Genomic DNA, 26,151 nt, shown 5'->3' on the forward strand with positions numbered 1-26,151 from the left:
CCCTTCATCGATCTCCACCACCAGCCCGCACAGAACCGGGTCCTTCTTGGCGACCTCGAACCGAACCGGGACCTGGGTCAGGAAACGTTCAATGGAAAGCTCCTTGCGAATGCCGATGACCCCATCACGACTGCCGGTCATGCCGGCGTCGGTCAGGTAGGCGGTCCCACCGGGGAGGATCTGCTCGTCGGCAGTCTGGACATGGGTATGGGTGCCAACCACCAGCGACACCCGCCCATCGAGGTAGTGCCCCAGGGCGACTTTTTCGCTGGTCGCCTCGGCATGGAAGTCGACGAGAATCACCGAGGTCTGCCGGCGCAGCTCTTCGACCAGGGCATCGGCCGCACGGAAGGGGCAGTCGAGGTTGTTCATGAAGACCCGCCCCTCGAGATTGATGACACCAACCGGGATATCGCCGGCGGTGCGGTAGATCCCCACTCCACGCCCCGGCAATCCGGCCGGGTAATTGGCCGGGCGCAGCAGTCGCGAGTCATTTTCCAGCTGGTCGTAGATTTCGCGCTTGTCCCAGATGTGATTGCCCGAGGTGAGGACATCGATGCCAAAGCTGAACAGGTCCCTGGCGACATCGTTGGTCAGGCCGAAGCCGGCAGCGGCATTTTCGCCATTGGCGACCACCAGGTCGACGGCATGGCGGTCAATCAATCTTCCGAGCCGCGCTTCGAGGGCCGTGCGGCCCGGACGTCCAACCACATCCCCGATAAAAAGAATTTTCACACTGACCTCAACAAAAGCACTGCTCGTGGCCCTGGCGACCAGGGAGGCGTAACTACTTGGCGAACTCGATCGCCCGGGTTTCGCGGATCACGTTCACCTTGATCTGCCCCGGGTAGGTCATTTCGTTTTCGATCTTCTTGGCGATGTCGCGCGCCAGGACATAGGCCTGGGTGTCCGACACCTCTTCGCTCGCCACCATGACGCGGATCTCCCGTCCCGCCTGGATGGCAAAACAGCTGGTGCAGCCGGGGAAAGAGGTTCCGATCCGCTCCAGGTCGGCGAGACGCTTGACGTAGGTTTCGAGCATCTCCCGACGGGCGCCGGGGCGGGCGCCGGGGCGGGCGCCGGAGAGGGCATCCGCAGCCTGGACCAGCACGGCGAGGATCGTTTCGGGCTTCTCGTCCTCATGATGGGCGGCCAGGGCGTGGACGATTTTTGCCGTCTCGCCGTACTTGCGGGCGAGGTCGGCACCGATGACGGCGTGCGACCCTTCGATCTCGTGGTCGACTGCCTTGCCGATATCATGCAGCAGGCCGGCCCGCTTCGCCTGCTTGACGTTGATTCCAAGCTCCGAAGCCATGATCCCGCAAAGGAAGGCGACCTCCAGGGAGTGCTGCAGCACGTTCTGCCCGTAGGAGGTCCGGTATTTCAACCGCCCCAGCAACTTGATGATCTCCGGATGGATGCCATGGACACCGACGTCGAAGGTTGCCTGTTCGCCCGCTTCGCGAATCGCCTCGTCGACCTCCTGCTGTGCCTTGTTGACCACCTCCTCGATCCGCGCCGGATGGATCCGGCCATCGACGATCAGCCGCTCCAAGGCAAGCCGGGCCACTTCGCGGCGCACCGGGTTGAACCCGGAGATGATCACCGCTTCCGGCGTATCGTCGATAATCAGGTCGATGCCGGTGGCCGCCTCGATCGCCCGGATATTGCGGCCTTCGCGACCGATGATCCGCCCCTTCATTTCGTCGGTCGGCAGGGGGACCACGCTGACCGCCTTCTCGGCGACATAATCGCCGGCATAGCGCTGAATCGCCAGGGCCAGGATCTCCTTGGCCTTCTTGTCGGCGCTCTCCCGCGCATCATCCTCGATCTGCTTGATGCGCTTGGCAGCGTCATGGCGGGCTTCGCTCTCCATCCCCTGCATCAAAACTTCCTTGGCCTCTTCCGAGCTCATCCCGGAGATCCGCTCCAGCTGCAGCCGCTGCTCAGCAATCAGCTCGCCGACCTGCTTCTCGCGGGTGGCCAGAGCCTCCTCGTTCTCGGCATGCTGCCGCTCCCGCTTGAAGAAATCCTCTTCGCGCCCGTCGAGCTGGGCCGCCTTGCGGTCAAGGTTCTCCTCCTTCTGCAGCAGACGCTTCTCCTGGGCCAGGATCTCCTTGCGCAGTTCCCGGGATTCCTGTTCCCACTCGCTCTTCGCCTGGATCACCGCGTCCTTGGCCTGGATAACTGCATCCTTGCGCAGGGTTTCGGCTTCCTTGCGGGCGCTTTCAAGCAGCAGCACCGCTTCGGCCCTGGCATCAGACAATTGGGAATCGGCACTTTTGCGCCGCAACAGCATCCCGAGACCGACACCGCCGGCGAGTGCGGCGACGATAGCAACGACGATCAGTTCTATTTGCAAGGTCCGTCCCTCCTCACGTGTTGTTTAGGTTGCCAGCTTCGGGCGCCAGCCCGCGCTGGTGGCAATTATTGACGAAAATCAATGACCCGCGTTTCGGTTACCAGTAGATCGAGGCGGACATCGTGCCCCTCCCGCGGCAGCTGGCCCACCACCTGCAGATCAAAAGCAAATCCGACCAGCAGGGGCCGCTCCGTCGCGGTGCAGAAAGTCCTGTCGTAATACCCCTTGCCGTAACCGAGGCGATGCCCGAGAAGATCAAAGGCGACACCGGGAATGACGGCGAGATCGATGGCCGCCAACGGAACCACTGCCCCGGCTGCCGGTTCGAGAACGCCAAAAGCGCCCGGCGCCAGCATGTCGCGCCCTTCGACCCGGTAAAACTCCAGACCGGCGCTGCAGACGCGGGGGAAAACGACACTCTTCCCCTGCTGCCGGGCCACGTCAAAAACGAGATCCGTGAAAACTTCGCCGGCGACGGCACTGTAGAGTGCGACAGATTCCGCCGCCGAAAATTCCGGCCGTGCCAGCAGCCGCTGCTGCACCTGCAGACTGCCGGCGAGGCACACTTCCGCGGCGAGAAGACGCCGCCGATTCAGGACGGTTTGCCGAATGGAGGTTTTGGGCATGGCAGAGACCCCCCGCTGAACCGGGCAATCCCTGTAGGAGAAGCTTCGGATGGAATGGTGAGAGGATCCGGCGCTGCTTTCCGAACTACGTCAGCTCAATTCCTGGCCCTGACCGACCCCGTGCGGCAACGCCAGAGGCGCCCCGCGACCCCTGTTGCCGGTGAGACGGTCCCAGGCGGGTGTCCCGGCCGATACAATCAGTCCCTGCCCGAAAGGCAGGAGGGTCTGGCGAGAGGTTGACAACGAACCTGCGCGAAACGTCGTTCATGGATCCGGATCGAGAAGCTCCCGTAAAGCGGGAGGCGTGTACCATCAGCCAATCTATCTGAAGTCTCCTTACAGAGAACCTGTTGCCTGTATCCTAATTATTCAACTCCCGGGTTTCACCGGAGGCGGCGCAGCACAGGCGGCCTCAATGCGGGCCAGCAACTTCTGCAACCGCTCCTCCGCACCTTCATCACCCCCGGCAGGCGCCTGGCGCCTGGCAGCAAAGAGCTCCCCGGCGACATTGAGCAGTGCGAGAACAACGGCGGTGTAGCTGTCTGCCGTCCGTGCGGCGCTCTGCACCTCGGCGACCCGACGGTCGACGAACTCGGCGATCTGCCGTACCTCAGCGGGGTCAGACTCGCTGCGCAGCGTATATTGCTGGCCGAGAATTGTCACCTGGACACTCTGCTTCAAGGCGCCCTGCGCTCCTTCGCCGGCAGTTTGCCAAGTACCAGGTCAAGCTCGCGCCGAAAGACCTGGCGTTCCTCTTCCAGGCGCGCCTGACGCTCCCGCAGGCGGAGATTTTCCTCCTGCAGGGTCTGCAGCTCATCGAGGAGCTGGTCGACCTTCTCTTCCAGGCGGACAATGACGGTTAAATCCACGGGTTATCTTCTCCAGCGTGGGCCCATACTACGGGAAAGAGAACCGCCTAGTCAAGGCCTTTCCTCGGCCGGAAAGAGCGCCTCGACAAAGAGATCGGGGTCGAAGGGACGCAAATCCTCCACCCCTTCGCCGATCCCTACGAACTGAACCGGCAGCCCCAGCTCGGCACCGATCGCCACGACGATTCCCCCCTTGGCGGTCCCATCGAGCTTGGAGAGCACCAGTCCGGTCACTTCGACCGCATCCCGGAAGAGCCGGGCCTGGGAAAGGGCGTTCTGGCCGGTGGTGGCATCGAGGACGAGCAGTGTTTCATGGGGCGCGCCAGGGATCTCCCGCGCCAGCACCCGGCGAATCTTCTTCAGTTCCTCCATCAGATTGACCTTGGTGTGCAGGCGCCCGGCAGTATCCAGCAGCAGAACATCCGCCTGGCGCGCCAGCGCTGCCTTGGCGGCGTCGAAGGCGACCGCGGCCGGATCACTCCCTTCGGCGTGCCGGATGACATCGACCCCCGAGCGCTCACCCCAGATCGCCAACTGCTCAGCTGCCGCGGCGCGGAAGGTATCGCCGGCGCCGAGGACGACCTTCTTCCCCTGATCGGCATACTGGCGGGCGAGCTTGCCGATGGTGGTGGTCTTGCCGACGCCGTTGACGCCGACCAGCATGATCACCTGGGGTGGCGACGATGGCGCCGCGAGCTTTGCTTTCGGAAAGAGACGCGACCGGATTTCTTCCCGCAAAAACTGGCGGACCTGGCTCGGGTCCCCCTTGCCTTCCCGGGAAATCCGGCTCTCAATGGCGGCAATCAGTTCCTGGCTGGTGCGCACGCCGAAATCGGCCGTCACCAGAATTTCCTCCAGCTCCTCAAAAAGGTCGGCGTCGATGACCTCACGGCCGCGTAGCAGGGTGTCGAGACGGCCGACCACGGAAGCCTGGGTTTTGGCCAGTCCGGCACGCATCCGTTCGAACAGGGTGAGCTCTGGCGCTGGGGCCGGCGCAAGCGGGGCGATTTCCTCCGCCGTGGCGGCCCGGGTCGGTTCGGTGGCGCCGGAGGGTTCCCCCGCCGCCTCTTCCTCCGGTGCGGCTTCGGGTGCTTCCGTGGCCGGCGGCGCAGCAACCGGAGGCTGTGCAGAGCCGGCATCCGGCGTCACCCGGCGGCGCAGACGCCAGACGACGAGGAGCAAGCCGACCACCAGCAGCACGGCGACAACATAAAGAAGAACCAGGGCGACCAGGGGCCGATTGGCTTCGGCCACTCCAATGGCGGCCAGCAGGCCCTGCAGCGGACCGAGTATTCTATCGAGCGAAAGCATCAGGGAACAGGCTCCAGTGCAACCCGCCGCAGGCGGGTCAAGGGGTTTCAGGTTAATCGATCTCGCGGCGCAGCTGTACGACACAACGCCGCATTTCAAAGAGGGCGCGTCCCAGCGCGTCCCCCCGCGCTACGGTCAAGACCAGGAAATATTCCCGCGTGACCGGCATGATCAGGGTCTCGACCCGGGCCGTGGAGACAATGATCTCCTCCAGGTCGGCCCCTTCCAGGCGGGCGACGGCCGAACGCAGATGCTCAAGAATTACCCCCTTATGGGCACCGAGGATCTTCAGCTCATACTCGTCGATGCGGGAGACGTGATCGACCGCTTCCCCCTCCCAATCGACGATGATGGCTCCCTGGGCACCAGGGACGCTATCGACCAATTTTCCCAGCAAGGATTTGAACGGCATCTTTCGACTTTCAGAATTCGTTGATCCGGACCGACACCAGCTTGGACACGCCCGGCTCTTCCATCGTCACGCCATAGAGGGAATCGGCTATTTCCATGGTCCGCTTGTTATGGGTAATGATAATGAATTGCGACATGCCGGCCATCTCACCGACCAGCTCGTTGAAGCGTCCGATATTGGCATCGTCGAGGGGCGCATCGACCTCGTCGAGGATACAGAAGGGGGAGGGCTTGATCAGGAAGATCGAGAAGATCAGGGCCACCGCAGTGAGAGCCTTCTCGCCACCGGAGAGGAGGCTGACATTCTGCAGCTTCTTCCCTGGCGGCTGGACCACGATATCGATGCCGGTTTCGAGCAGGTCCTCTTCGTCCGTCAGCCGCAGTTCCGCCTGACCACCCCGGAAGAGGCGCGGAAAGACCTCGCGGAACTTGGCGTTCACCTGGTCAAAGGTCTCGCGGAAGCGCTTGCGCGTTGTCCGGTTGATGCGGGCAATCGCCGTCTGCAGGCCGTTGAGGGACTCGCGCAAGTCCTCCTGCTGGGTGGTCAGGAAGAGGTGTCGTTCTTCCAACTCCTCGTATTCCTCGATGGCAGTGAGGTTGACCTCGCCCATCTCGTCGATCAGCCGCCGCAACTCTTCGAGGCGACGCTCACCCGCGGCGACATCCTCCCCTTGCGGCTCGGCAGGCGGCAGAGTGCCGAGATCGACCCGGTAGCGGTCGAGGATCGTCTGCCGCAAATGCTCCGCCTCCAGCTGCAATTCACGCCCCGCCAGCTGCAGCCCGCCCAACTCGTCGCGGGCCTGACTGACCCGGCCGCGCAGGGCACGCAGTTCCTCCTCCCGCAGCAGAATTCCGGCGCCGAACTCCTCGAACCCGTCGCGGCGCTGGTCGAGCCCCTCCTTCTCCTCCTCACGCCTCTGGTAAAGCAGGTCGAGCTCAATCCGGGCGCGCTCGATCGTCTCCCGCAGGGTCTGCTGCTCCTGCTCCCCCTCCCCCTGGCGCGCGAGGATCAGCGCCCGGCGTCCCTGCAGTTCACTGCGCAGCCGGGCGAGGCGTTCGATGCCACTGCGGCTTCCCTCTTCGCGTTCCCGCAGACTGACCACCGTCATCTTCAGCGCGGTTACCTGCTCCCGGGCGGCCTCGCTCTGCCGCCGCAGCGCCAACAGCTCCTCCTGGAGCCGTCCGACCCGCTCCTCGGCCGCGAGTTTACCGGCCTCCAGTTCAAGGCGTCCCTGGGCGGCTGTGCCGAGCAGGCGTTGCAGCTCCTCATGCTCCTCATGGAGCTGCGCCTCCTCCAGGCTCAACACTTCGAGCCGTTCCTCGAAGCGATCGAGCTCACCGCGCAGCCGCACCAGGTCCTTTTCACTATCGACAAGCTTGAGTTCCTTGCGGTGCAGGGCAGCCTCGAGCTCGCGCAACTGCTCATCGCTCGCGGTCATGGCCTGGCGCAGGTCATCCCGCTCCCGTTGCAGGCCTTCCACCTGGCGACTGAATGCGGCGACCTGCCCGGCCAACTCCTTCATCTCGCGTTTTTTATGCAGCAGCCCCTGGTCGAGGGCGGTGCGCGCGCCGCCGGTCAATTCGCCGCGCGCGGTCAACACCTCTCCCGCTGCTGTCACCAGGGTCGTCCCTTCCGGAAGTCCGCCGTGGAGAAAGGGCTCCAGGTCGGGGACGACCCAGATTCCCTGCAGCAGGCTGCCAACCAGGGGAGCGAAATCCGGTCGCAACGTCACCAGGGAATCGAGGGGCTGCCCGCCAGGTACCGCTCCCGTCGCCGCCGGAGAAAAACCGGGGAGAAGAAAACTGCAGCGGCTGTCCGCCGCCCGCAAGCGGTCGAAGGCCGCTGCCACTTCCGTGGTCCGGGGGGCCAGGATGGTCTGCAACCGCTCCCCGAGCACCGCCTCGACCGCCGCTTCGTAACCGGCGGCAACCTCCAGGGCATCGGCGACCATGCCGGCGAAGGATTGCCGCAGCTCGTCATCGCCGAGGACCAGGCGCACGCCACGGCCGTATCCTTCCAGGTTCTGCTCCAGTTGTTGCAGGGACTCGAGCCGGGATCGGGCCCGGTTATGCTCCTCGCGCCGAACCAGCAGAGTCGCCTCATTCTCCTCGCTGCGCCGCCGCTGCGCAAGCAGCGCTTCCCGGCACTCTTCCCGCTCGGCGAGTAGCGCCTCGCGCCGTTGCCGGAAGCTGTCCAGGGACCCTTCCAGCGCTTCGCATTGGCGCCGGATTTCTTCCATCTGCTCACGGACACCGATGACCTCGGCCCGGCTTCGACCGCTGCGCTGGTCGAGACCGGCCAGGCGGCGTTCGGCGTCCTCCTGCTGGGAGGAGTACCGGGTCAGGTCGGTGAGGAGTCGGTAAAGAGCGGCCCGCGCTTCTTCGAGCAGCTGCTGGCGCTCGTTTTCCTCGGCCACCGAACGGGCGAGGTCTTGCTCGGCAAGCTGGAGGCGCCCGGCCTCGCGCGCCAGGTCGGCACCAAGCTGCCCCTGACTGCCGCGAAGGGTCGCCTCTTCCTGATCGAGCTCTTCGAGGCGGCGGGCGACATCGGCGAGTTCTCCCGCCAGTCGCTCATGCTGCAGGGTCTGGTTGCGGATCTGGTTGTCGGCCAGCTCGATGCGGGACTCGGTCTTCTGTAACTCGCTGCTGAGGTGAAAGACCCGCTCCTGGACGGCGGCCAGCTCTTTTTCCCGCGCCAGTTGTTGCAGACGCGCCTCGTCCAGCGCCAGCTCTTCCCCCTGCTGCTGGGCTTCGAGGGCCGCCAGCCGCTGTTGCAGAGCGACCTCGCGGCTGCCATCCGCGGCCAGGGCGGCTTGCAACTGGCGGTAACGGCCGGCAGCAAAACGGGTCTCGATGCCGCGCAACTCCTCCCGGTATTCCCGAAAGCGCTCCGCCTTGCGGGCCTGGCGCTTGAGGCTGCTGGTCTGGCGGCGGACCTCGGCGATGATGTCGCTGAGGCGCACCAGGTTCTGGCGGGTGGCATCAATCTTGCGCAACGCCGCCTTCTTGCGCGACTTGAATTTGGTCACTCCGGCCGCTTCTTCGATCAGCGAACGCCGGTCCTCCGGTTTGGCACTGAGGATCTGCCCGATCTTCCCCTGCTCGATGATCGAATAGGTGCGGGCGCCGACCCCGGTATCCATGAAGAGTTCACTGATATCGAGAAGCCGGCAGGGGGTCTTGTTGATAAGGTATTCGCTGTCGCCGTTGCGATAAAGGCGGCGGGTCACCATGATTTCCGCGTAGTCGCGAAAGGCCGGGGGGCCGATACCGTCTTCATTGGCAAAGGTCATCGACACTTCGGCCATGCCGTGCGGCTTGCGGGATTCACTGCCGCCGAAGATCACATCTTCCATGGCGCGGCCACGCAGGTTTTTCGCGTTCTGCTCCCCCATCACCCAGCGGATGGCATCGACGATATTGCTCTTGCCGCAACCGTTGGGGCCAACGATACCGGCCACGCCGGCTTGAAAGTCGAGGCTGACCCGGTCGACGAAGGACTTGAATCCGATTATTTCGACCCGTTTGATTTTCATTTGGGAGAACGTCGACCGCCTGCAGAGAGTGGGGTCCGCCTGGACCGGGGTGGCGCGCCATGTTAGCAAGCCATCCCGATCCTGTAAAGGGCCTTGCCCGGTGCTTTTTACCTGCCGAAACTACCCGCCTTCCGGCTTGCCTGCATCGGCAGCGAGGGGTATGATGAGGCGCGATGATCGACCTTACCGTCCATGAGGATGAAAACGGCATTTCCGTCGGCGCCTGGCTGCAGCAGCGCCTGCCCGGAATTCCCTCCGGCTACCTGCGCCAACTGCTGCGCCGCGGCGAAATCCGGGTTGCCGGGCGAGCGCTCGCCGCGGATGCCTCCCTGCGACCGGGGGACGCCATCGCACTCCCGGAGAACCGCCGGCTCCAGGAGCTGCTTGCCGGCATCCTGCCGCCGCTCACCATCCTGGTCGAGACCCGGGAGGCGCTGATCGTCGCCAAACCGGCAGGAGTGGCCGTCCACCGCGGGGTCGGCCACGAAACGGATCATCTCGGCCTGCGGGTTGAGCAGCTCCTGCGCCAGCGGCGTCAGACTTTTCGCACCGCACCGGTCCACCGCCTCGATGCGGCAACCTCCGGCCCGGTCCTGTTCGGCAAGGGACGCCAGGCGATTGCCGCTTTCGGCGGCGTCTTCATGAACGGGCCGACCAGCAAGCGTTACCTGGCCCTGGTGGCCGGGAGGACCCCGACCGAAGGGACCCTCGACTCGCCGGTACCGGTCAGGGGACGTGATTACGCGGCAACAACCCGATTCCGATGCCTCGCCGGCAATGGCAACCTCTCCCTGCTCGAACTGCAGCTATTGACCGGCCGCCGTCACCAGTTGCGCCGCCAACTGGCAGACGCTGGGCACCCGATTGCCGGCGATGAGCGCTACCGGGGAGGAGCACTGCCAGGCCTTGGCCGCCTCTTCCTCCATTGCCGGCAGCTGGTCGTGGCCAACCCCTTCGGCGAAGAGCCGCTGGTGGCCGAACTCGCCCTCCCCGGCGACCTGGCGCAGCTGCTCGACAGGCTCGGGCTGCAGCTGCCGCCGCCCCTTGGCGCTGGCGGACCAACGATTCTTCTTTAAATTTCATCGCCGGCCCCATCTTGGCACGATCTGCCGAAAGGTTTTTTCGCGTGCGGCGTCACCCCTTTCTGACCTTCCTGTTCGCCCTGCTGCTGGCGTTCGGCGCCTTTTTGGCCTGGTTGCTGACCAGTTTCGATCTCGACAGCTACCGCGCCGAGTTGCAGGAGAGTTTGAGCTCTGCACTCAAGCGCCCGGTGCAGATGGGGAAGATCCGCCTCAGCTTGCGGCACGGACCGGCTATCGATGTTCGCAATGTCGAAGTCGGTACCCCCGAGAGCGCAATGCGGCTGCAGATCGGCCACCTCTATCTGCGCCTGGACCTGGAAGAGCTGCTGCATCGCCGCCTGCAGACCCGCGACCTCTACCTCGACCAACCGGTCCTCACCCTGACCCGCCAGGCCCCGGTCGACGCGGGAACGCCCGCGCCCGAACCGGCGCCCTTCGACCCGCAACTTCTTGAACGGCTCGGCTTCAGCAACTGTACCCTGCGCAACGGCAGCCTGCTCCTCGTCGATCCGCGCCAGCCGCAGGCTGCCAGGGTTCTGGCGATCAAAGCGCTGAACGGGCACCTCAGCGACCTCGCTCCCGGCAGGTCGGGAACCCTTGAGCTCGCCGGGCGCCTCGTTCGAGGGGAGGAAACTGCCCCCTTTGAAATCTCCGGAACCTTGAGACCGGGGGACACCTTTCCCTTCTGGCTGGAAACCCACTATTCCCTGCAGGGTTCCCTCCACAACCTTCCCGCCGGCTGGCTGATGCCGGCTTCGGCACCCGCCCCCGACTGGGGGATCTCTGGGCAGGTCGGGTTAACGGCCCGGCTGCAGGGGATTCCAAAAACCGGGCTGGCCATCGACCTCGCCCTCACCGGGGCTGAGCTCCGCCTTGATTCCCCGAACGGTCCCGGCAGCTCCGCTCTCTTCAGCACCCTTGATCTCACGACCCGCTGGACCCCGGAGAGGGCGGCGATGCGTTTTGAGCCGCTGGCGATCGAACTCGACGGCCAGCGCCTGCAAGGCATGGCTACCGTCGAACCGGCGACCAACGGAACGGCCATCAACCTCTCTCTACAGGGGACCGAGCTCCCCCTTCCGGACCTGGGACGAATCCTTCCCGCCGGGGAAAATCCGCTGGTCAATTCCTTGCGCACCAGCATGACTGGCGGCCAGCTTCAGCAGCTCGCCCTCACCTTCCAGCAGCAACCGGACCCCAGCGGCGGTCCGCCGGTCACCCACTATTCGATAAAAGCAAAACTCAACGGTCTTGCCCTGAAGCTGCCCCGGATCGGCGAGATGGAAAACCTCGCCGGCGATTTGGAGCTGACCCCCCTGGCTCTGGCCGTCCGCGATGGTTCCGGCGACCTGGCCGGCAACGAGCTGCGCTTCTCCGGCCGGGTCACCTGGCAGGCCGCCGGGCCACCGCGGATCGAAGCAGTGGCGACCGGCGAGTTCGGCGCCGCCTGGCTCGGAACCCGGCTTGCCGGCATGACCCCAGCCGATCTCGAATTGACCGGGACCTTTCCCCTGCGGGTCACCCTCGGCGGCCAGCTCGACCAGCCCCACTTCGACGCCCATGCCGACCTGCGACAACTGAAGATTCACTTCCGCAACCTCTTCACCAAACCGGCCGGCATCGCCACGGAACTCTTCCTCTCCGGTGACTATGCCGAGCAGCAACTGGCACTCAACTACGGGCGCCTGCACTGTCCGCCGCTCGATGTCAGTGCCGACGGCAGCTTCGCGTTCGGCCAAAGCGACCGCTTCCGCCTCGACCTGCGGCTGGCGCCGGTCGCCCTCGCGGACCTCCCGGAACGGGCGCCACTCCTTAAACCGCTCCAGCTTCGCGGGCTGCTCTCCGGCGAATACTCCCTGCAGGGCGCGGGCGGCAAACTGCAACAGGCGCGCGGCAACCTCAATCTCAACGGCGCCGGGCTCTACCTCGGTGGCATTATCGCTGACCTAAACGATCTCAGCGGCTCCCTTCATTTCAACCAGGGGCAGGCCTCCTTTGCCGGGCTGACCGGGCGCATCGGCCGCTCCTCCTTTACCGCATCCGGCAGCTTCCCCGACCTCACGGCGCCCAGCGGCAGCGTCCACCTGCAGGCGCGCGCGATGCACGCCGATGACCTGATCTTCTACTCCGACCAGGCAATCCTGCGCGATATCGACGCCGAACTGGCCGTTGCCCCGGACCGGCTCGAATTCACGCGGGTGACGACCCATCTCGATGGCGGCACCAAAGCCGAGGTGCGCGGCGCGGTAAGTCACTTCCAGGGGCCGGCCGCAGTCACCCTCGATATCGAAGCCGATTACGGCAACATCGACGAGGTGATTGCACTCTGGAGCCGGTCGCCAGAGGCCCCTGCGCTGCACGTTCCGCCCCACCACGGTCCCCTCCCCGAACTGCTGATCCGTGCCTTCGCCCGGCGCGGCATCATCGGCGGCATGGACTTCGAGGAGGCGCGCGGTGAAATCTCCTTCGCCGATCGAACCCTGGTGATCCATCCCTTGCAGTGCCGGATCGGGCCCGGTTTCGTCACTGGCCAGGTCCTGGTCGAACCGGTCGAAAATTCGCCGCCACGGCTGCACATTTCCGGTCATGCCGAAGGGATCGCCGCGGAGGTGGTTCATCAGCAACTGCTGAAGCAGTCGAGCCTGGTCAAAGGGAGCCTGCGCGGCGACTTCTACCTGCAGGGGATCGCCGGCAGCGAATTTTTGCCGACCTCCCTGGGCGGGTTCAGCATTGAAATCCGCAACGGCGTGCTGCGCGAGTTCAAATCGTTGTCGAAGGTCTTTTCGCTCCTTAACGTCTCGCAGATTCTGGCCCTGAAACTTCCCGACATGGACCGGGAAGGAATGCCCTTTGGCAGGCTGAGCGGAACCTTTAAACTCGACCGGGGGATTCTGAGCAGCGAGGACCTTTTCGTCGAGAGCAACGCCATGAACCTCTCCCTGGTCGGGCAACTCGATCTGGCCCGGCAGCGCCTCGATGCGGTGATGGGGGTCAAGCCGCTGCGCACCGTCGACAAGATCATCACCAACATCCCCATCGCCGGCTGGGTACTGGCTGGCGACGAAAAGGCCTTGATCACCGCGCACTTTTCCATCAAGGGGGCTACCATTGATCCCGAGGTGAGACCGATCCCGATCAGCTCCGTCTCCGGCAAGGTGCTGGGAATTTTTCGCCGCGTCTTCGGTCTGCCGGGAAAAATGGTTGACGATGTCGGGGGGTTGTTACAGGGCGGGAAGTAACAGGGAGGCTCAGGCTTCGCGGACACCGACGTAGACGGTGGCAATGCCGAAGGTCTGGTCGAAGTGGCGCAACCCGCTGAACCCGGCGGCCGCCATCAGGCCCTTGAATGCCTCCTGGTCCGGGAATTCGAGGACCGAGTCGGGGAGATACTGGTAAGCGCTGCGCTGGGAGAAGAGTCCGCCGATCATCGGCAACAGGCGGCGGAAATAGAAGTAGTAAAGGGCCTTGAAGAAGCGGCTCTTCGGGTTGGAGAATTCGAGGATCACAACACGGCCGCCGGGACGCAGCACCCGGAACATCTCCCGCAACCCGGCGGGGCGATCGACCACGTTGCGGATGCCGAAGGCGATGGTCACGCCGTCGAAAACCTGGTCGGGGTGGGGTAGTTCCTCGCAGGGCGCGTTAACCAGGGAAATCCGCTCGCGGTAGGGTGAACTAGCCACCTTTTCCAAGCCATGGACCAGCATCCCCTGGGTGAAGTCGGCGCCAACGATATGCACCGAGGAGGGGGTGCGGGCGGCAATCTCCAGCGCAACATCGCCGGTCCCGGTCGCAACGTCGAGGACCCGTCCCGCCGCCGGAATTTCCAGCTGTCTTACGGCAAAGCGCCGCCAGCGCCGGTCGATGCCGAGGGAGAGGAGACGGTTGAGCAGATCGTAGCGGGGCGCGATGGAATCGAACATGTCACGGATTCCGCGCCCCTTGTCGGAGAGCTTGAACATCGTCCGGGTCGTTCCCTTCCAGGGGTGAGCGAGTGCTTGCCAGCGGCTCGTTATTAGCACATCCCTTCGCTGCCTGTCAGCAAAAAACGCCGGTCGCGCCCCAGCCCTGAAGGCTGCGGCGCCGGAAAGGTCACCCCCTCATGCCCCTTTTGGTTACCGCCGCCATCATTGAAAAGGACGGCCGGTTTCTCGTCACCCGGCGGCCCGATCAGGCCCGCCATGGCGGTCTCTGGGAGTTCCCCGGCGGCAAGCTCGAAGAAGGAGAAGCGCCGGCGCAGGCGCTGCGCCGGGAACTGCTCGAAGAGCTCGACCTGCCGGTGCGGGTCGGTGCCATCTTCGACGTCGTCTTCCACCGTTACGACTGGGGGCCGGTGCTGATTCTCGCCTACCATTGCCATCCGGAGCACCACCGCATTCGCGATCTGCAGGTGGCGGAACACCGCTGGCTCCTCCCCTGCGAACTATTGTCACTCCCCTTTCTCGAAGCCGACCAGCCACTGCTGGAGCGCCTGCAACAGCAAAATCCCGGGGCCATTTTGGCGCAATAGCGTTGCAGCCCAACACTTATCAGGCCCCCGGCCGTCAAGGGTAAAAAAGTCCGATAACGAAAAAGGTTTTCCCTCCCGTTCTTTGACATGCGACTGATCACTTAAGAGCCAACCGGGTTCCGGCTTGGGATTCTCTTCTGGCTGCAGACGAATTCTGCTCCAAACACTTATCGAGGCTCTTGATGCAGGGGCCGGTCTTTGTCGACCTGGTTCTCCCTGCCGCCTGGAATCACGCTCGTGCCCTCATGCCGTCCCAATCAAAATAGCGAGGTCCATCTTGGTGCCGATGGCCGCAGTTAGGTGCGGGATCGGGGAAGGGGCAGAATCCGGCGCGGGCCCTTTGGACCATCGCGCAAGCTGTTGGAGCGGGGCGGACCTCCAATCAAAACAAACCGGCTGGCGGAAGTTGGCGGATGATGCGGCCCAAGTCGGGCTGTTGGCCCAGAAGTCTGCGCTTGCTTATGGCCGCCGAGCTTATCTCGCCGCTGTGGTTGCCTCCAGTTAGACGGTCTGGCTGATCCGCCCCCTCCGCGTCAGGCGGCCTTGCGCAGGAACCTGTCCTGGTCGAAGGGCACCTGATTTTTGAGCATGTAATAGACGGCACGACCGAGACGATGGGCCAGGATGGCCAGGGCTTTCCCCTTGCCGTGCTTGCTGGCCAGGCGTTGCAGCATGGTTTGAGCCGGCTTGTTCCCTTTGAGCATCAGCACCACGGCCTCGCCAAAAGCCCAGCGCAGATGGGCGTTGCCGATCTTCTTGCCCGAATGGCCATAATGCTTGCCGTTCGATTCCTTGCCCGGCTTGACCAGCCGGCAATAGGAGGCAAAGTCCTGCTCGCGGGGGAAGCGGGCGATGTCCTCGATCTCGTAGAGCATCACCATGCCGAGGATCTTGCCGACCCCGGGAATCGATTTGAGCAGCGCCAGGTTGATCGGATCATGACCGGTGGCGATGCGCTCCAGTTCCCGCTCCAGTCGATCCAGCAGCTGTTCGTAATGTTCGATGGTGAGCAGGTCGACCTCGACCATGCGACGTACCACCGAATCGGGAAACTTTTTGAGCAGATCACCGCGCTCGCTCGGTTTGGCGATACGTCCCAGCGGCTCGGGGAGGTTGTACTGGGTGGCGGTGTTCTGGATGTGGGCGAAGAGTTCGCCCCGTTTGCGGGCGAGATGATTGCGGCGGCGCAGCAAGTCCCTCGTCGCCCGCATCGGCTTGGGGTAGGTATAGGCCAGCGGAAAAGAACCGCCGCGCAGCAGTACGGCGATCTTGTGGGAATCGATGCGATCGTTCTTGGCCTTGCCGCCGTGAATTGCCTTCATGTAGAGGGCATGACCGAGGACGAAGTCAATCTCCTGCTCGGTGCACAGATCGGCCAGCCAGTACCAGGTAAACATGCACTCGCAGCCGACCACGATGCCGGAGCGGTAGGGTTTGATCAGTCGCAGGAAGTTTTTCGGTTTGGTCGGGATGTTCTGATGAACCACCACCTCGCCGGTCGCATCAAGGATGCAGACGTACATGGCGTCTGCATGCAGATCGACGCCGCAATAGAATTGGTGCTGTTTCGTGTAGAATTTCATGGTGCAGGCTCCTTTCTTTGAGAGGGTTTCTTGTTTCTCAAAGGATACCGGATGGTCCGGTATCTATGGAGGGGGCCTGCACTAGTATCAAGAACATGGCCTTGGCCTGCCGCTTCGGGTATACTGGCGGACCCAGGGGAGCTACCGATTCCAACCAGACGAAGGAGCCACCATGTCCGGTCGCGAGCGTGTCCAGGTCAACTTTTTCCGTCCTTCCACCCCGGGCATCCGCCAGGAGGTCGCGGTCGCCGCGTCGGTCCTCGCCGTCTGGGCACTGCTCAGCTTCGGCGTTCCACTGCTGATATTCGTCGCCGGCCTCGGCGACCCCTCGGGGCTCGGGGAATCGTTCCTGACCCGGGCTCGCTTTCTCGGTTTTCCGCTCCATTACTGGCTGATCGCCCAGGGCTGTACCATCGGCTACATCCTGCTGTGCAAACTCTATTGCCTGCTGTGGGACAAGCGCATCACGCCGCAGCGCCGCCAGGCGGCAGGAAAGGGAGCCGGGCGATGAGACGCTCTATTTTTACTCCCCTGCTGACCGCTGCCGGCCTGGTCCTGCTCGCCACCCCCGCCGCCTTCGCCGCCGGTGAGGAGATCTTCCAGATCGAACCGGGCTTCAAACTGGTTCCGGCGATCATCATGGTGGCCCTGCTCTGCGTCTACATTGGTGTCGGCTTCCTCTCCCGGGTCAACGAGACCTCGGGCTACTGGGTCGCCGGTCGCGGCATCGGCAAGTACGGCAACGGCGCCGCCATCGCCTCGGACTGGATGAGCGCCGCATCCTTCATGGGGGTGGCGGGTCTACTCTATCTCAAGGGGTGGTTCGGTCTCGGCTACATCATCGGCTGGACCGGCGGCTATGTCCTCCTGCTCTGCCTGCTCGCGGCCCAGATCCGCCGTTTCGGCAAGTACACCATTCCCGAGTTCCTCGGCGACCGTTACGACTGCCACTCGGTGCGCCTGATCGCCGCCGCCGTCACGGTAATCATCGCCATCACCTACTCCACGGCCCAGTTCAAGGGGATCGGCCTGATCTGCGGCTGGATCTTCGGCATGGATTACAATGCCAGCGTCTTCTTTGCCGCCGGCGTCGTCTGTGCATATCTGCTGATCTCCGGCATGGCCGGCGTCACCCGTAACCAGCAGATCCAGTACGTGGTGCTGATCTCCGCCTTCATGATCCCGCTCTGGATTTTGATCCGCAAGGCTGGCGGCGCCGGCATCCTGCCGCAGCTCGAGTACGGCAGCATCCTCTCCGATATCATGCAGGGGAAGGTCGCAACCGGCCATTTGACGCCGGGCGAGATCGAGCAGGTGCGCGAGGCCTACCTCCCCTGGGGCGGCGGCAACTTCTACCAGTTCATCGCCCTGGTCTTCACCCTGATGGTTGGCACCGCCGGCCTCCCCCACATCATGATCCGCTTCTATACCGTCAAGAACGAGGATGTCGCCCGCAAGTCGGTCCTCTGGGGGCTCTTCTTCATCGGCCTGCTCTACTGGTCGTCGCCGGTCTACGCAGCGATGGGCAAGTTCTGGAATCCCCTCGGCGGCCAGGCAGTCGCCGACGTCATTATCCTCTCCGCCCCGGAAAAGGCGGGGCTGGGGATCGCCTTTATCGGCTACCTGGCGGCAGGCGCGATGGCGGCAGGGCTCTCCACCGTCGCCGGACTGCTGGTCGCCGGAGCCTCGGCGATCGCCCACGACTGGTACGCGACGATCTTCCGGCCCGGCTGCACCGACCGCCAGGCCCTCCATGTCGGCCGCATCTTTACCGCCATCCTCTGCGGCATCGTAATCCTGACCGCCCTCAACCCTCCGGCGCTGATCGCCCAGATCGTTGCCATGGCCTTTGCCATCGCCGGCAACACCATCTTCCCCGCCGTCGTTCTGGCCGTCTGGTACGGCAGGGCCAACAAGTATGGAGCCCTCGCCGGGATGGTCTGGGGCCTCGGGATGACCCTGATCGCCATGGCGGGGTGGATCGCCAGAATCCCCTTTTTCGGCGCCGACGGGCTGTTGCCGGCAACCTCTTCGGCCCTGATCGTCTGCCCGCTCGCCTTTCTCATCAATATCCTTGTCTCCAACTTGACCCACTCCCGGGTCACGGAAGAGTCGGCCGGTAAAATGGACAATATCCTGCGCAAGCTGCACAACCTCCCCGGCTACGTCGAGGAGACGCCATCCCGAAGCGGGCCGGTGCATTGAGATGACTGCTGCCGACCAGAACGCCAGGATGCGGCTGCCCGGCGGACGCCAGCGCTGGGCCATGGGCTTTGCCGTCCTCGGCATGCTCCTGATGGGGGTCGATCTGCTGATGACCCGCAACTTCTTCGTCCACATCGCCGAGCTGATGGCGGCCAGCATCTTCTGCTTCGTCTGCGCCCTGCTCCTCGATCGGGGGTCGAACCGCGCCCGGCAGGGAGAAAGCGACTGAAATTGCGTTTACTTGCCCTACCCTTCGTGGTAAATTTTCAGCCGTCCGCCGCAGCGTGCCGGACAGCTGTCCAGCACGGACTTGATTCGATTTTCGCCCCAGCGCCACCAGGTCCCCGGTTATGAGCCTGATCCATCACCTCCGCGAAACCGAGCCCTTCAATACCCTCCCCGAAGCCCTGTTTCAGGAGCTGAGTGCGGCGGCCGTGGTATCGACCTTTCCGGCCGGCACCTTCATCTTCCAGCAGAATGATGCCCCGACCGGTTACCTCTACCTGATCAAGGAGGGACTGGTCGAAATCACCGTGCTCACCCCGGGCGGCATCGATATGGTCGTCGATTACCGCAAGGAGGGGCAGTTCTTCGGCGGCACCCCGATCTTTACCGGCGAGCCCTACACCGGCGGCGCCAGGACCCTGAAACCGACCTCTTGCTACCTGATCCCGCAGGAGATTCTGCGCCGCCTGCAGCGCGACTACCCGCAGGTCGGCGGCTACTTTACCCGCCTGGTCCTCTCGCGGGTGCGGGACCTCTACTCGGACATCGTCCGCGACCATGGCCAGAAGGCGCTGACGCAGATGGAGGCCTACCCCTTCAAGAAGCGCCTGTCGGAGATCATGGTCTCCCCGGTCGAGTGCTGCGCTCCGCAGGAGAGTGCCCAGCAGGTCGCCCGCCAGTTGACGGAAAAGAAGATCGGCTCGGTCCTGGTGACCGACGAAAACCGCAAGATCCTCGGCATCATCACCGGCAAAGACCTGGTCACCAAGGTCATCGCCCCGGAGAATGTCGATCCGCGCCAGATCACGGCCCGTGAAATCATGCAACCCCACCCCTACGGCATGGGCCCGGAGACCTACATGTACGAGGCGATGGCCTACATGACCGGCCATCGCCTCAAGCACCTGCCGGTGGTCGATCGCGGCGAACCGGTCGGCATCGTCAGTCTGCGCGACCTGCTCCGCTACCGCAGCCAGAAGGCGATGCTGCTCCTCGGCAACATCCGCGAGGAAGGGACCATCGCGGGACTCGCGGCCATCCGCCGGGAGATCGTCACTGTCGCCCGCACCCTCCTCTCGGAAACCCGCAGCACCCCCGAGGTGATGGAGATCCTCAGCTACATCCACCACGGCATCATCAAGCGGGTCTTCGACCTCTGCCTGGCCGAAATGGCCGCCGAGGGGCATCAGCCGCCGCAGGTACGCTACTGCTTCCTGATCATGGGGAGCGGCGGCCGGCGCGAGATGCTGCTCAGCCCCGACCAGGACCACGGCTTCATCTTCGAGAACGTGCCGGACGCCAGGATGGCGGAAATCGATGCCTTCTTCATCCCCCTCGCCGAGAAGGTGGTCACCTCCCTGCACCAGGTCGGCTATCCCCTCTGCAGCGGCAACGTCATGGCCAGCAACCCGCTCTGGCGGGGACGGCTGCAGGACTGGCAGGCCCGTATCCGCGACTGGGTCAACGACCCCGAACCGCAGAAGGTGCGCTATTCGTCAATCTTCTTCGATTTCGCGCCGCTGGCTGGCGACCCGGCCCTCGCCCAGAGCCTGCGCGAGGTGGTCAACCGCGAGATCCGCGAGTTCCAGGCCTTTCTCTACCACATGATGGCCCTCGACCTGCGCTACAAGGTGCCGGTTGGCCTCCTCGGCCGTTTTCTGGTGGAGAAGAGCGGTCCGCACAAGGGGGAGCTGTCGGTCAAGCAGGGGGGGAGCATCTACATCGTCGACTGCATCCGGATGTTCGCTCTGGAGAAGGAACTGCACGAAATCACCACCCTCGACCGCCTCAAGGCGCTGGTCGAGCGCAATGTCTTTTCGGCGGAGACCGCCGAACATATCCGCGCCGCTTTCGAGGCGCTGATCTTCCTGCGCCTGCGCAACGAGATCGCCCTGATCGAGGCGGGTAGCGAACCGGGCCACTTCCTCGACCCGGCCACCCTGACCCGCAACGAGCAGGACCTGCTGCGGGAGTCATTCCACGCCGTCAGCAAGCTGCAGGACGCCACCAAGCGCCATTTCGCCCGCACCCCCTTCTGACCCAGCCAGCCTTCAGACTACCTTAAGCAGGTGCACCGCGCAGGAGATGCACGGATCGTAGGCACGCACTATGCGTCCGGCCCGCTCCAGCAGCACCGCTTCATCACTAACTCCCTGCAGGTCGGCCAGCAACTGGGCTTCCAGCGCCGCCTGGTTGATTGCCGTCGGGGTGACGATGTCGACTTTGGCAATGCGGCCGAAATCATCGACCACATAGTGATGGAGCAAGAGTCCGCGCGGCGCTTCGCAAAGGGCGGTTCCGATTCCTGCATCCGCCTGCCAGTCGGCAAGGGTCACTTCTCCCGGCTTGGCCCCGGCCAGTTCCTGCGCCAGTGCCGCCACCCGCGCCAGGGCCTTGCCGAGTTCCTGGACCTGGGCGACGTTGTTGCCATGAATGCCGAACCCCGCCATTGCCTCATCCCCGGCCATCTCCTCCCGGGCCAGCGCACCGGTCAGCAGGGGGTGCTGGCGGCTTCCCGACTGCTTGGCGTGGGAATAGCCGACGACCACCTCGGCAAAGAGTTCCCGGCACGCTGCCGCCGCAACCCGCCGACCGTCGCCCAGGACCAGTTCCTCCCCCCACAATGGCAACGGGCCAGGGGCGGCAACCGCCATCCGGGTGCCGATGGCCGCCGCATGGGCGGGATAATTCTCCTCCCGGCAAAAGATGCCGAGCAAGGTTTCGAGCTCTGCCTGCCGCGCGCGGCTCTCCTCAGCCAAGGCGGCGAGGGCGCCCGGATCGGGAGTGCTGAGGACACCGCCAATCTCGACATTGACCGGGTGGATCGGCCGTCCCCCGGCCAGGGCCTGGATGCGGTTGCCAAAAGCCTTCAATTCGAGCCCGGCCGCCGCCAGCGGGTGGCCGGCACGGGCCAGGTCGAGCAGGCTGGCGTGGCCGGTCAGGTCGGGAAGAATCAGGCAGAAGAGGTGCAGGGCATGGCTCTCGATATGCCCTCCCAGCAGCAGCAGTTCACGGATCCCCCGGGCCAGCGGCGGGATGGCAATCCCCATCGCCGCCTCCAGGGCCATGGCGGCGGCCACCCGGTGAACGGCGGAGCAGATGGCGCAGATCCGGCAGACCAGGGCCGGCACCTCGCGACAATGGCGACCGACCAGCAGTGCTTCGAAGAGCCGTGGCGACTCCTCGAGGGCGAGCCGGACATCGACCAGTTTTCCCGCCTCGAGTACCAGATCGACGCGGCCATGTCCCTCGACCCGGGTCAGCGGTGTCAAATGCAGGACGCTCATGCCTCCTCCCCGAACCGTCTCAGCCGTGCCCGGATCTCCCGCTCATTCAGCCCGGTTTCGAGCAGCAGGCGGAATTCCTCGCCGCGGTTGGCCTCCGCCACCATCCCCCGGCACCCCTCGCAGGCGACCCCGAAGCTGGGGCAGCGGGCCTGGCACCCGGCCCGGATTACCGGCCCGAGGCAGGGAATACGGCGCTCGATGAGGAGGCAGAGATTTTCCCGCTGCCGGCATTCCATGCAGACCGGGTAGTCACTAGCGGCCGGCAGGCCGCCCCGGGCCAGGGAGCCAAAGAGCGCCACCAGCTCCGCCCCTTCCGGCGGGCAACCGGGGATCTCCAGGTCGACCTGGACGAAGCGGGAGAGGGGCTGCGGCGGGAAGCTTTCCTCGACCGCCTCCGGCGCGCCGTACACCGAAGCCACCAGCGCATCGCGATCGCCGCTGGCGAGGGCGTTGACGCCGCCACTGAGGGCACAGGCACCGACCGCGACCAGGCGGTCGGCACGGCGCCGCAGGGCGAGCAGGGTCGAAAGCTGGGCCGGTGAGGAGACCGAGCCTTCGATCACTGCCACATCCAGGGCGCCGCCGGGGTCGGGGGCCGATGAGGCCATGGAAAAAGCAACGACCGAGAGGCGCGCCGCCAGGGGGACGAGGTCGGCGGTCATGTTGAGCAGGGTCAGCTGGCAGCCGCTGCAGGAGGTGAGGCGGGCAAAGCCGCAAACCAGGGGGGTGCTGGAAGACATATCAGATGGCTCCTTCCATGCCCCGCAACTGGCGCAGGGAGAAGACCGGTCCTTCGCGGCAGATATAGCGCCCCGCGGTTACACAGTGACAGCAGACGCCCACCCCGCATTTCATGCGGCGCTCCAGGGTGGCAAAGATCCGCTCCGGCGCCATGCCGAGTCCGGCCAGTTCTTCGAGGACGCAGCCATACAGCACCGGCGGGCCACAGACGGCCGCGACGGTGCGCTCGGGGACAAAGACCAGGTCGGACAGGAGTTCACCGACCAGCCCGAGCCGGCAGACCGGGCCTTCGCCGGCCCAGGGGAGTTCGGTGGCAAAATCGACGGAAAAACGCAGGCGCAGCTGCCCCTGGCGCGCCAGTTTTTCGAGTTCGGCGCGGAACAGCAGCAGCTCCGGGTCGCGGCTGCCGTAAAGGAGGATGATCTCCCCAAACGCCGACCTCTCCTCGACCAGCACCTGCAACAGACCCTGCAGCGGCGCCATCCCCAAGCCACCGGCGATGAGCAGCACGTCCTCGCCCCGGAAATCGGCGAGGGGGAAGCCGTTGCCAAAGGGTCCGCGCAGACCGATAGCGGCCCCTTCCGGCAACCGGTAGAGCGCGTCGGTGACCCGGCCGGCGCGGCGGATGCAGGTATCGAAACTGTAGCCATCCCCGCAGCGGGCGGGGGAAACCGGAAAGGCGCCGATCCCGGGGAGGGAGATTTCGACGAACTGGCCGGGACGGAGCGGCAGCTCCTCACTGCAGTAAATCCGGAAAACGTGGTGATCGGGGACGCGACGGTCGAGGGTCTCCAGGCGCGCCGGTACGGGAAGAAAGTCGATGGTCATGGCGCACCTCCGCCATCGATACTTTGCGCCAGCAGCTCGATGTCGATCTCCACCGGACAGGCCCGGCGACAGCGGCCGCAGCCGACGCAGGCGGCCCGCCCGCGGTCATCACCAAACCCGAACCACTTGTGCTCACAGCGGAAACGGAGTCGCTCGGCGCGATCGGGGCGAAAGTTATGGCCACCGGCCACCAGGGCGTGGCTGGTGAAAAAACAGTTGTCCCAGATCCGGCTGCGGGTTGCGCTCCCCGCGGCGTCGACGCGATCGACGACATCGAAACAGTAGCAGGTCGGGCAGACGGCGGAACAGACACCGCAGGAGAGGCAGCGCCGCGCCGTCTCGGCCCACAACGGCAACTCCCGACTGGCAACGAAACGCTCGGCAAATTCGGGGCTGCGCTCCCGGGGGCGGGAGGAGGGTAAGACGGGCAGCGCGCTCAGGGGGGCGGCGTTAAGACCCACCGCCGCCGCACCGTCGCGGCCTGCGGGGGACCCGAAGTAGGCGCCCGCCGCCGTCAGGAAGAGGTCGCAGGGGGGCGGGCTTGCCCAGGGCGGGCAGCAGCAGTCCTGGCCGGGCTCACAGGCGCAACCGACCAGGAAGAGACTTTCCCGCCGCGAACGATAGGAGGGATCCTCGGCCAGAACCCGATCGAGGTAGGCGATGCCGGCCAGATCGCAGGCGGCGATGCCGACCAGGGCGAGGGGCCGGGTTTCGGCTTGTGGCGCCGGCGGGGCATCGGATTCGCTCCAGAGAGTTTCGACCGGGGGGAGCAGATATTTTTTCGGCGGCAGCAGCGGCAAATCCGCAGCAGGAAGTTCCGGCCAGGCCGTAACAGGGCCAAGGCGCACAACGCCGTCCGCACCGCGAAGCGGTCCATGGACCCGGTAGGTCCGGTTTAGCCAATCGAATAGTTCCGCCATCACGGCCAGCATACCCCGTCCTGCGATTAAATACTGTTAACGCTCCCTGCCAGCCTTCATTCTAGCACCGCAAGAGAGCGCTGCAATCAAGAAGACGATCTGGAGGGATGACGTCAGCAGGCGAGGCTGCTAGACTGGGCGCGAGGAGAGCGATGCCGCCAACCAGCCCCGAAACAATTCGTGAAGAACCGTTGCAAGCCCTGCCGCCACAGGCCGATCTTCCCGATGGCGCACAGAAGGCGCTGCGCGTCTGCGCCCTGGTCCTGGAAGCGCGCGGCATCCCCTTTCAGGTCGTCTCCGGCGAAGGGGCCGGCCACCTGGAAGTGCCGGCGAGTTTTCATGCCCGGGCCTGCCGCGAGCTCGCCCTCTACCGGGACGAAAACCGCGACTGGCCGCCGCTGCTGGTCTCCCCCGCCTCCGTGCCGGCTCCCACCGGCTACGCGACCCTCTCCATCCTCGCCCTGCTGGCACTCTTCCACGTCCTGGTTCATGGCGGCTTTACCAGCCTCGGGCTGAGCAGCGCCAACTGGCTGGCGGCAGGGGCGGCCAACAGTGCGCTCATCCTGGCCGGCGACTGGTGGCGGCCGCTGACCGCCCTGACCCTGCACGCCGACAATCTCCATCTCCTCGGCAACCTGCTGCTCGGAGCACCGCTGGTCCTCCGTCTTTGCCGGGAGCTTGGCAGCGGCACCGGGTGGGCACTGGTATTGGCCAGCGGGGCGCTCGGCAACCTCAGCAACTGCCTGTTTCAGGCCCCTTCGCATATCTCCATCGGCGCCTCGACGGCGCTCTTCGGCGGGCTCGGTCTCCTGGCCGGGCTGGCGCTGGTCCGCGGTCGTCGGGCCCGACTGCGGGACCGGGTCCTGCCGGTGGCGGCGGCCCTGGGGCTGCTGGCGCTCCTCGGCACCGGTGACGGCAACACCGACATTCTGGCGCACCTGGGCGGATTTTTCTGGGGCATGATTCTCGGTCTGCCGGCGGGAATGGGGCGGGAACAGGGCGCGCCCGGAGCACGCTTCGACTGGCTGCTGGGGGGAGTGAGCGCCGCCCTGCTTGGCGGCGCCTGGTGGGCGGCCCTGAGGTTGGCTTAGGGGGCGGGCGGCAGGCCGGTTTCCCGCTCCAGCCAGGCGATGGCCGTATCGAGATCGCAGCGGCGGGCCAGCTTGACCAGACCGACGACGTCGCCACTGGCGTCGCAGCGAAAGCACTGGAAATGGCCATCCTTGATCACCAGCTCCGGGGTTCCCTGGCGCCGGGGCTGACAGCCGGGGCAATAGTAGTGGGCCCCCTTCTGCACCAGGCCAAGGTCACCGGCGACCTTCTCCACCGCGTGGCGGCGGCTGACCAGTTCGTCGATTGTCTTGCGTTCCAGGGTCATGACCACTCCTGTCATAATGGAGACAAGGCCAGTTTACCCGGAGGCTGGAGATCGGCAACCAGCGCCAGGACAAAAAAGGAGCCAGCGCATAATCCGCTGACTCCTTGATTTTGTTTGGCGCGCCCGACAGGATTCGAACCTGTGGCCTTTGGCTCCGGAGGCCAACGCTCTATCCAGCTGAGCTACGGGCGCAGTGAAGTGGGATTTATACTCCATCCCGGACCGAAATGCAACAGCTAATCGCCGGCCGCTTGCCCCATACGGCCCGCTGCTGCTA

The 26,151-nt window shown here is 64.9% G+C and carries 23 protein-coding genes and 1 tRNA gene (1 of these 24 running past the window's edge); 8 read left to right on the forward strand and 16 right to left on the reverse strand.

Annotation, left to right across the window (positions count from 1 at the left end; all coding sequences use genetic code 11):
- The 8 genes from ACYQ8E_RS07235 to smc all read right to left on the reverse strand — a co-directional run.
- Window positions 1–735: the 5' portion of a TIGR00282 family metallophosphoesterase gene (locus ACYQ8E_RS07235; RefSeq protein ID WP_082820346.1), read on the reverse strand. The gene continues 48 nt to the left of window position 1, outside the view; 735 of the gene's 783 nt are visible here — the first part of the coding sequence; it begins with the start codon at window positions 733–735; its stop codon lies beyond the left edge, outside the window.
- 52 nt (window positions 736–787) lie between these two features.
- Complete coding sequence (gene rny, locus ACYQ8E_RS07240) at window positions 788–2,362, reverse strand: ribonuclease Y (RefSeq protein WP_459860522.1); 1,575 nt, start codon at window positions 2,360–2,362, stop codon at window positions 788–790.
- 65 nt (window positions 2,363–2,427) lie between these two features.
- Window positions 2,428–2,988 (reverse strand): 5-formyltetrahydrofolate cyclo-ligase, encoded by a 561-nt coding sequence (locus tag ACYQ8E_RS07245; RefSeq protein ID WP_066727945.1) that lies wholly within the window; start codon window positions 2,986–2,988, stop codon window positions 2,428–2,430.
- 369 nt (window positions 2,989–3,357) lie between these two features.
- Complete coding sequence (locus ACYQ8E_RS07250) at window positions 3,358–3,669, reverse strand: cell division protein ZapA (protein ID WP_066727946.1); 312 nt, start codon at window positions 3,667–3,669, stop codon at window positions 3,358–3,360.
- The gene (gene zapB / locus ACYQ8E_RS07255) at window positions 3,666–3,857 is read right to left on the reverse strand and encodes a cell division protein ZapB (protein ID WP_066727947.1); all 192 of its coding nucleotides are present in this window, start codon (window positions 3,855–3,857) and stop codon (window positions 3,666–3,668) included. Before zapB ends, ACYQ8E_RS07250 begins: the two co-directional genes overlap by 4 nt.
- A gap of 51 nt (window positions 3,858–3,908) precedes the next feature.
- Entirely contained in the window at window positions 3,909–5,168 is a 1,260-nt protein-coding gene (gene ftsY / locus ACYQ8E_RS07260) for a signal recognition particle-docking protein FtsY (RefSeq protein ID WP_066727948.1), read from the reverse strand.
- A gap of 52 nt (window positions 5,169–5,220) precedes the next feature.
- A complete protein-coding gene (locus ACYQ8E_RS07265; protein ID WP_066727949.1) occupies window positions 5,221–5,580 on the reverse strand; it encodes a roadblock/LC7 domain-containing protein in 360 nt (119 codons plus the stop codon).
- Window positions 5,581–5,590: 10 nt separating this feature from the next.
- Complete coding sequence (smc, locus tag ACYQ8E_RS07270; RefSeq protein WP_066727950.1) at window positions 5,591–9,115, reverse strand: chromosome segregation protein SMC; 3,525 nt, start codon at window positions 9,113–9,115, stop codon at window positions 5,591–5,593.
- Window positions 9,116–9,288: 173 nt separating this feature from the next.
- Here smc and ACYQ8E_RS07275 point away from each other — a divergent pair, with 173 nt between their 5' ends.
- A complete protein-coding gene (locus ACYQ8E_RS07275) occupies window positions 9,289–10,191 on the forward strand; it encodes an RluA family pseudouridine synthase (protein WP_066727951.1) in 903 nt (300 codons plus the stop codon).
- A gap of 50 nt (window positions 10,192–10,241) precedes the next feature.
- Window positions 10,242–13,436: a YhdP family protein gene (locus tag ACYQ8E_RS07280; protein WP_066727952.1), complete on the forward strand. Its 3,195-nt coding sequence runs from the start codon at window positions 10,242–10,244 to the stop codon at window positions 13,434–13,436.
- A gap of 9 nt (window positions 13,437–13,445) precedes the next feature.
- Here ACYQ8E_RS07280 and ubiE read toward each other — a convergent pair whose 3' ends face one another.
- Window positions 13,446–14,159 (reverse strand): bifunctional demethylmenaquinone methyltransferase/2-methoxy-6-polyprenyl-1,4-benzoquinol methylase UbiE, encoded by a 714-nt coding sequence (gene ubiE / locus ACYQ8E_RS07285; protein ID WP_066727953.1) that lies wholly within the window; start codon window positions 14,157–14,159, stop codon window positions 13,446–13,448.
- A 140-nt stretch (window positions 14,160–14,299) separates the two neighbouring features.
- Between ubiE and ACYQ8E_RS07290 the strand changes: the two genes are divergently transcribed.
- Entirely contained in the window at window positions 14,300–14,707 is a 408-nt protein-coding gene (locus ACYQ8E_RS07290; RefSeq protein WP_066727954.1) for a (deoxy)nucleoside triphosphate pyrophosphohydrolase, read from the forward strand.
- A 533-nt stretch (window positions 14,708–15,240) separates the two neighbouring features.
- On the opposite strand, the gene ACYQ8E_RS07295 is transcribed toward ACYQ8E_RS07290, so the two are convergent.
- The gene (locus ACYQ8E_RS07295) at window positions 15,241–16,290 is read right to left on the reverse strand and encodes an IS110 family RNA-guided transposase (protein ID WP_066723639.1); all 1,050 of its coding nucleotides are present in this window, start codon (window positions 16,288–16,290) and stop codon (window positions 15,241–15,243) included.
- Between the two features lie 172 nt (window positions 16,291–16,462).
- Between ACYQ8E_RS07295 and ACYQ8E_RS07300 the strand changes: the two genes are divergently transcribed.
- The 4 genes from ACYQ8E_RS07300 (at window position 16,463) to ACYQ8E_RS07315 (ending at window position 20,759) form a co-directional block, all read left to right on the forward strand.
- On the forward strand, window positions 16,463–16,801 hold the full coding sequence (locus ACYQ8E_RS07300) for a DUF4212 domain-containing protein (RefSeq protein ID WP_066727955.1): 339 nt from the start codon (window positions 16,463–16,465) through the stop codon (window positions 16,799–16,801).
- The gene (locus tag ACYQ8E_RS07305; RefSeq protein WP_066727956.1) at window positions 16,798–18,495 is read left to right on the forward strand and encodes a VC_2705 family sodium/solute symporter; all 1,698 of its coding nucleotides are present in this window, start codon (window positions 16,798–16,800) and stop codon (window positions 18,493–18,495) included. The genes ACYQ8E_RS07300 and ACYQ8E_RS07305 overlap by 4 nt, the downstream gene beginning before the upstream one ends.
- 1 nt (window position 18,496) lies before the next feature.
- A complete protein-coding gene (locus ACYQ8E_RS07310; protein WP_066727957.1) occupies window positions 18,497–18,724 on the forward strand; it encodes a hypothetical protein in 228 nt (75 codons plus the stop codon).
- Between the two features lie 121 nt (window positions 18,725–18,845).
- Window positions 18,846–20,759: a putative nucleotidyltransferase substrate binding domain-containing protein gene (locus ACYQ8E_RS07315; RefSeq protein WP_066727958.1), complete on the forward strand. Its 1,914-nt coding sequence runs from the start codon at window positions 18,846–18,848 to the stop codon at window positions 20,757–20,759.
- Between the two features lie 12 nt (window positions 20,760–20,771).
- On the opposite strand, the gene ACYQ8E_RS07320 is transcribed toward ACYQ8E_RS07315, so the two are convergent.
- Genes ACYQ8E_RS07320 through ACYQ8E_RS07335 form a run of 4 tightly spaced genes read right to left on the reverse strand, consistent with a single transcriptional unit; the run spans window position 20,772 to window position 24,508 of the window.
- Complete coding sequence (locus ACYQ8E_RS07320; RefSeq protein ID WP_066727959.1) at window positions 20,772–22,007, reverse strand: nickel-dependent hydrogenase large subunit; 1,236 nt, start codon at window positions 22,005–22,007, stop codon at window positions 20,772–20,774.
- Window positions 22,004–22,747, reverse strand: coding sequence for an NADH-quinone oxidoreductase subunit B family protein (locus ACYQ8E_RS07325; protein WP_066727960.1), 744 nt, complete (start codon window positions 22,745–22,747; stop codon window positions 22,004–22,006). The genes ACYQ8E_RS07320 and ACYQ8E_RS07325 overlap by 4 nt, the downstream gene beginning before the upstream one ends.
- Window position 22,748: 1 nt before the next feature.
- The gene (locus ACYQ8E_RS07330; protein ID WP_066727961.1) at window positions 22,749–23,576 is read right to left on the reverse strand and encodes an FAD/NAD(P)-binding protein; all 828 of its coding nucleotides are present in this window, start codon (window positions 23,574–23,576) and stop codon (window positions 22,749–22,751) included.
- Window positions 23,573–24,508, reverse strand: coding sequence for a 4Fe-4S dicluster domain-containing protein (locus tag ACYQ8E_RS07335; protein ID WP_066727962.1), 936 nt, complete (start codon window positions 24,506–24,508; stop codon window positions 23,573–23,575). Before ACYQ8E_RS07335 ends, ACYQ8E_RS07330 begins: the two co-directional genes overlap by 4 nt.
- Before the next feature lie 140 nt (window positions 24,509–24,648).
- On the opposite strand from ACYQ8E_RS07335, the gene ACYQ8E_RS07340 reads away from it, so the two are divergent.
- Complete coding sequence (locus ACYQ8E_RS07340; protein WP_066727963.1) at window positions 24,649–25,587, forward strand: rhomboid family intramembrane serine protease; 939 nt, start codon at window positions 24,649–24,651, stop codon at window positions 25,585–25,587.
- Here ACYQ8E_RS07340 and ACYQ8E_RS07345 read toward each other — a convergent pair.
- Window positions 25,584–25,874 (reverse strand): CHC2 zinc finger domain-containing protein, encoded by a 291-nt coding sequence (locus ACYQ8E_RS07345; RefSeq protein WP_066727964.1) that lies wholly within the window; start codon window positions 25,872–25,874, stop codon window positions 25,584–25,586. The two genes, ACYQ8E_RS07340 and ACYQ8E_RS07345, sit on opposite strands and share 4 nt — an antisense overlap.
- A 115-nt stretch (window positions 25,875–25,989) precedes the next feature.
- Window positions 25,990–26,066 (reverse strand) — tRNA-Arg (locus tag ACYQ8E_RS07350).
- Window positions 26,067–26,151 lie beyond the last annotated feature (85 nt).

The sequence above is a fragment of the Desulfuromonas carbonis genome (assembly GCF_054658035.1).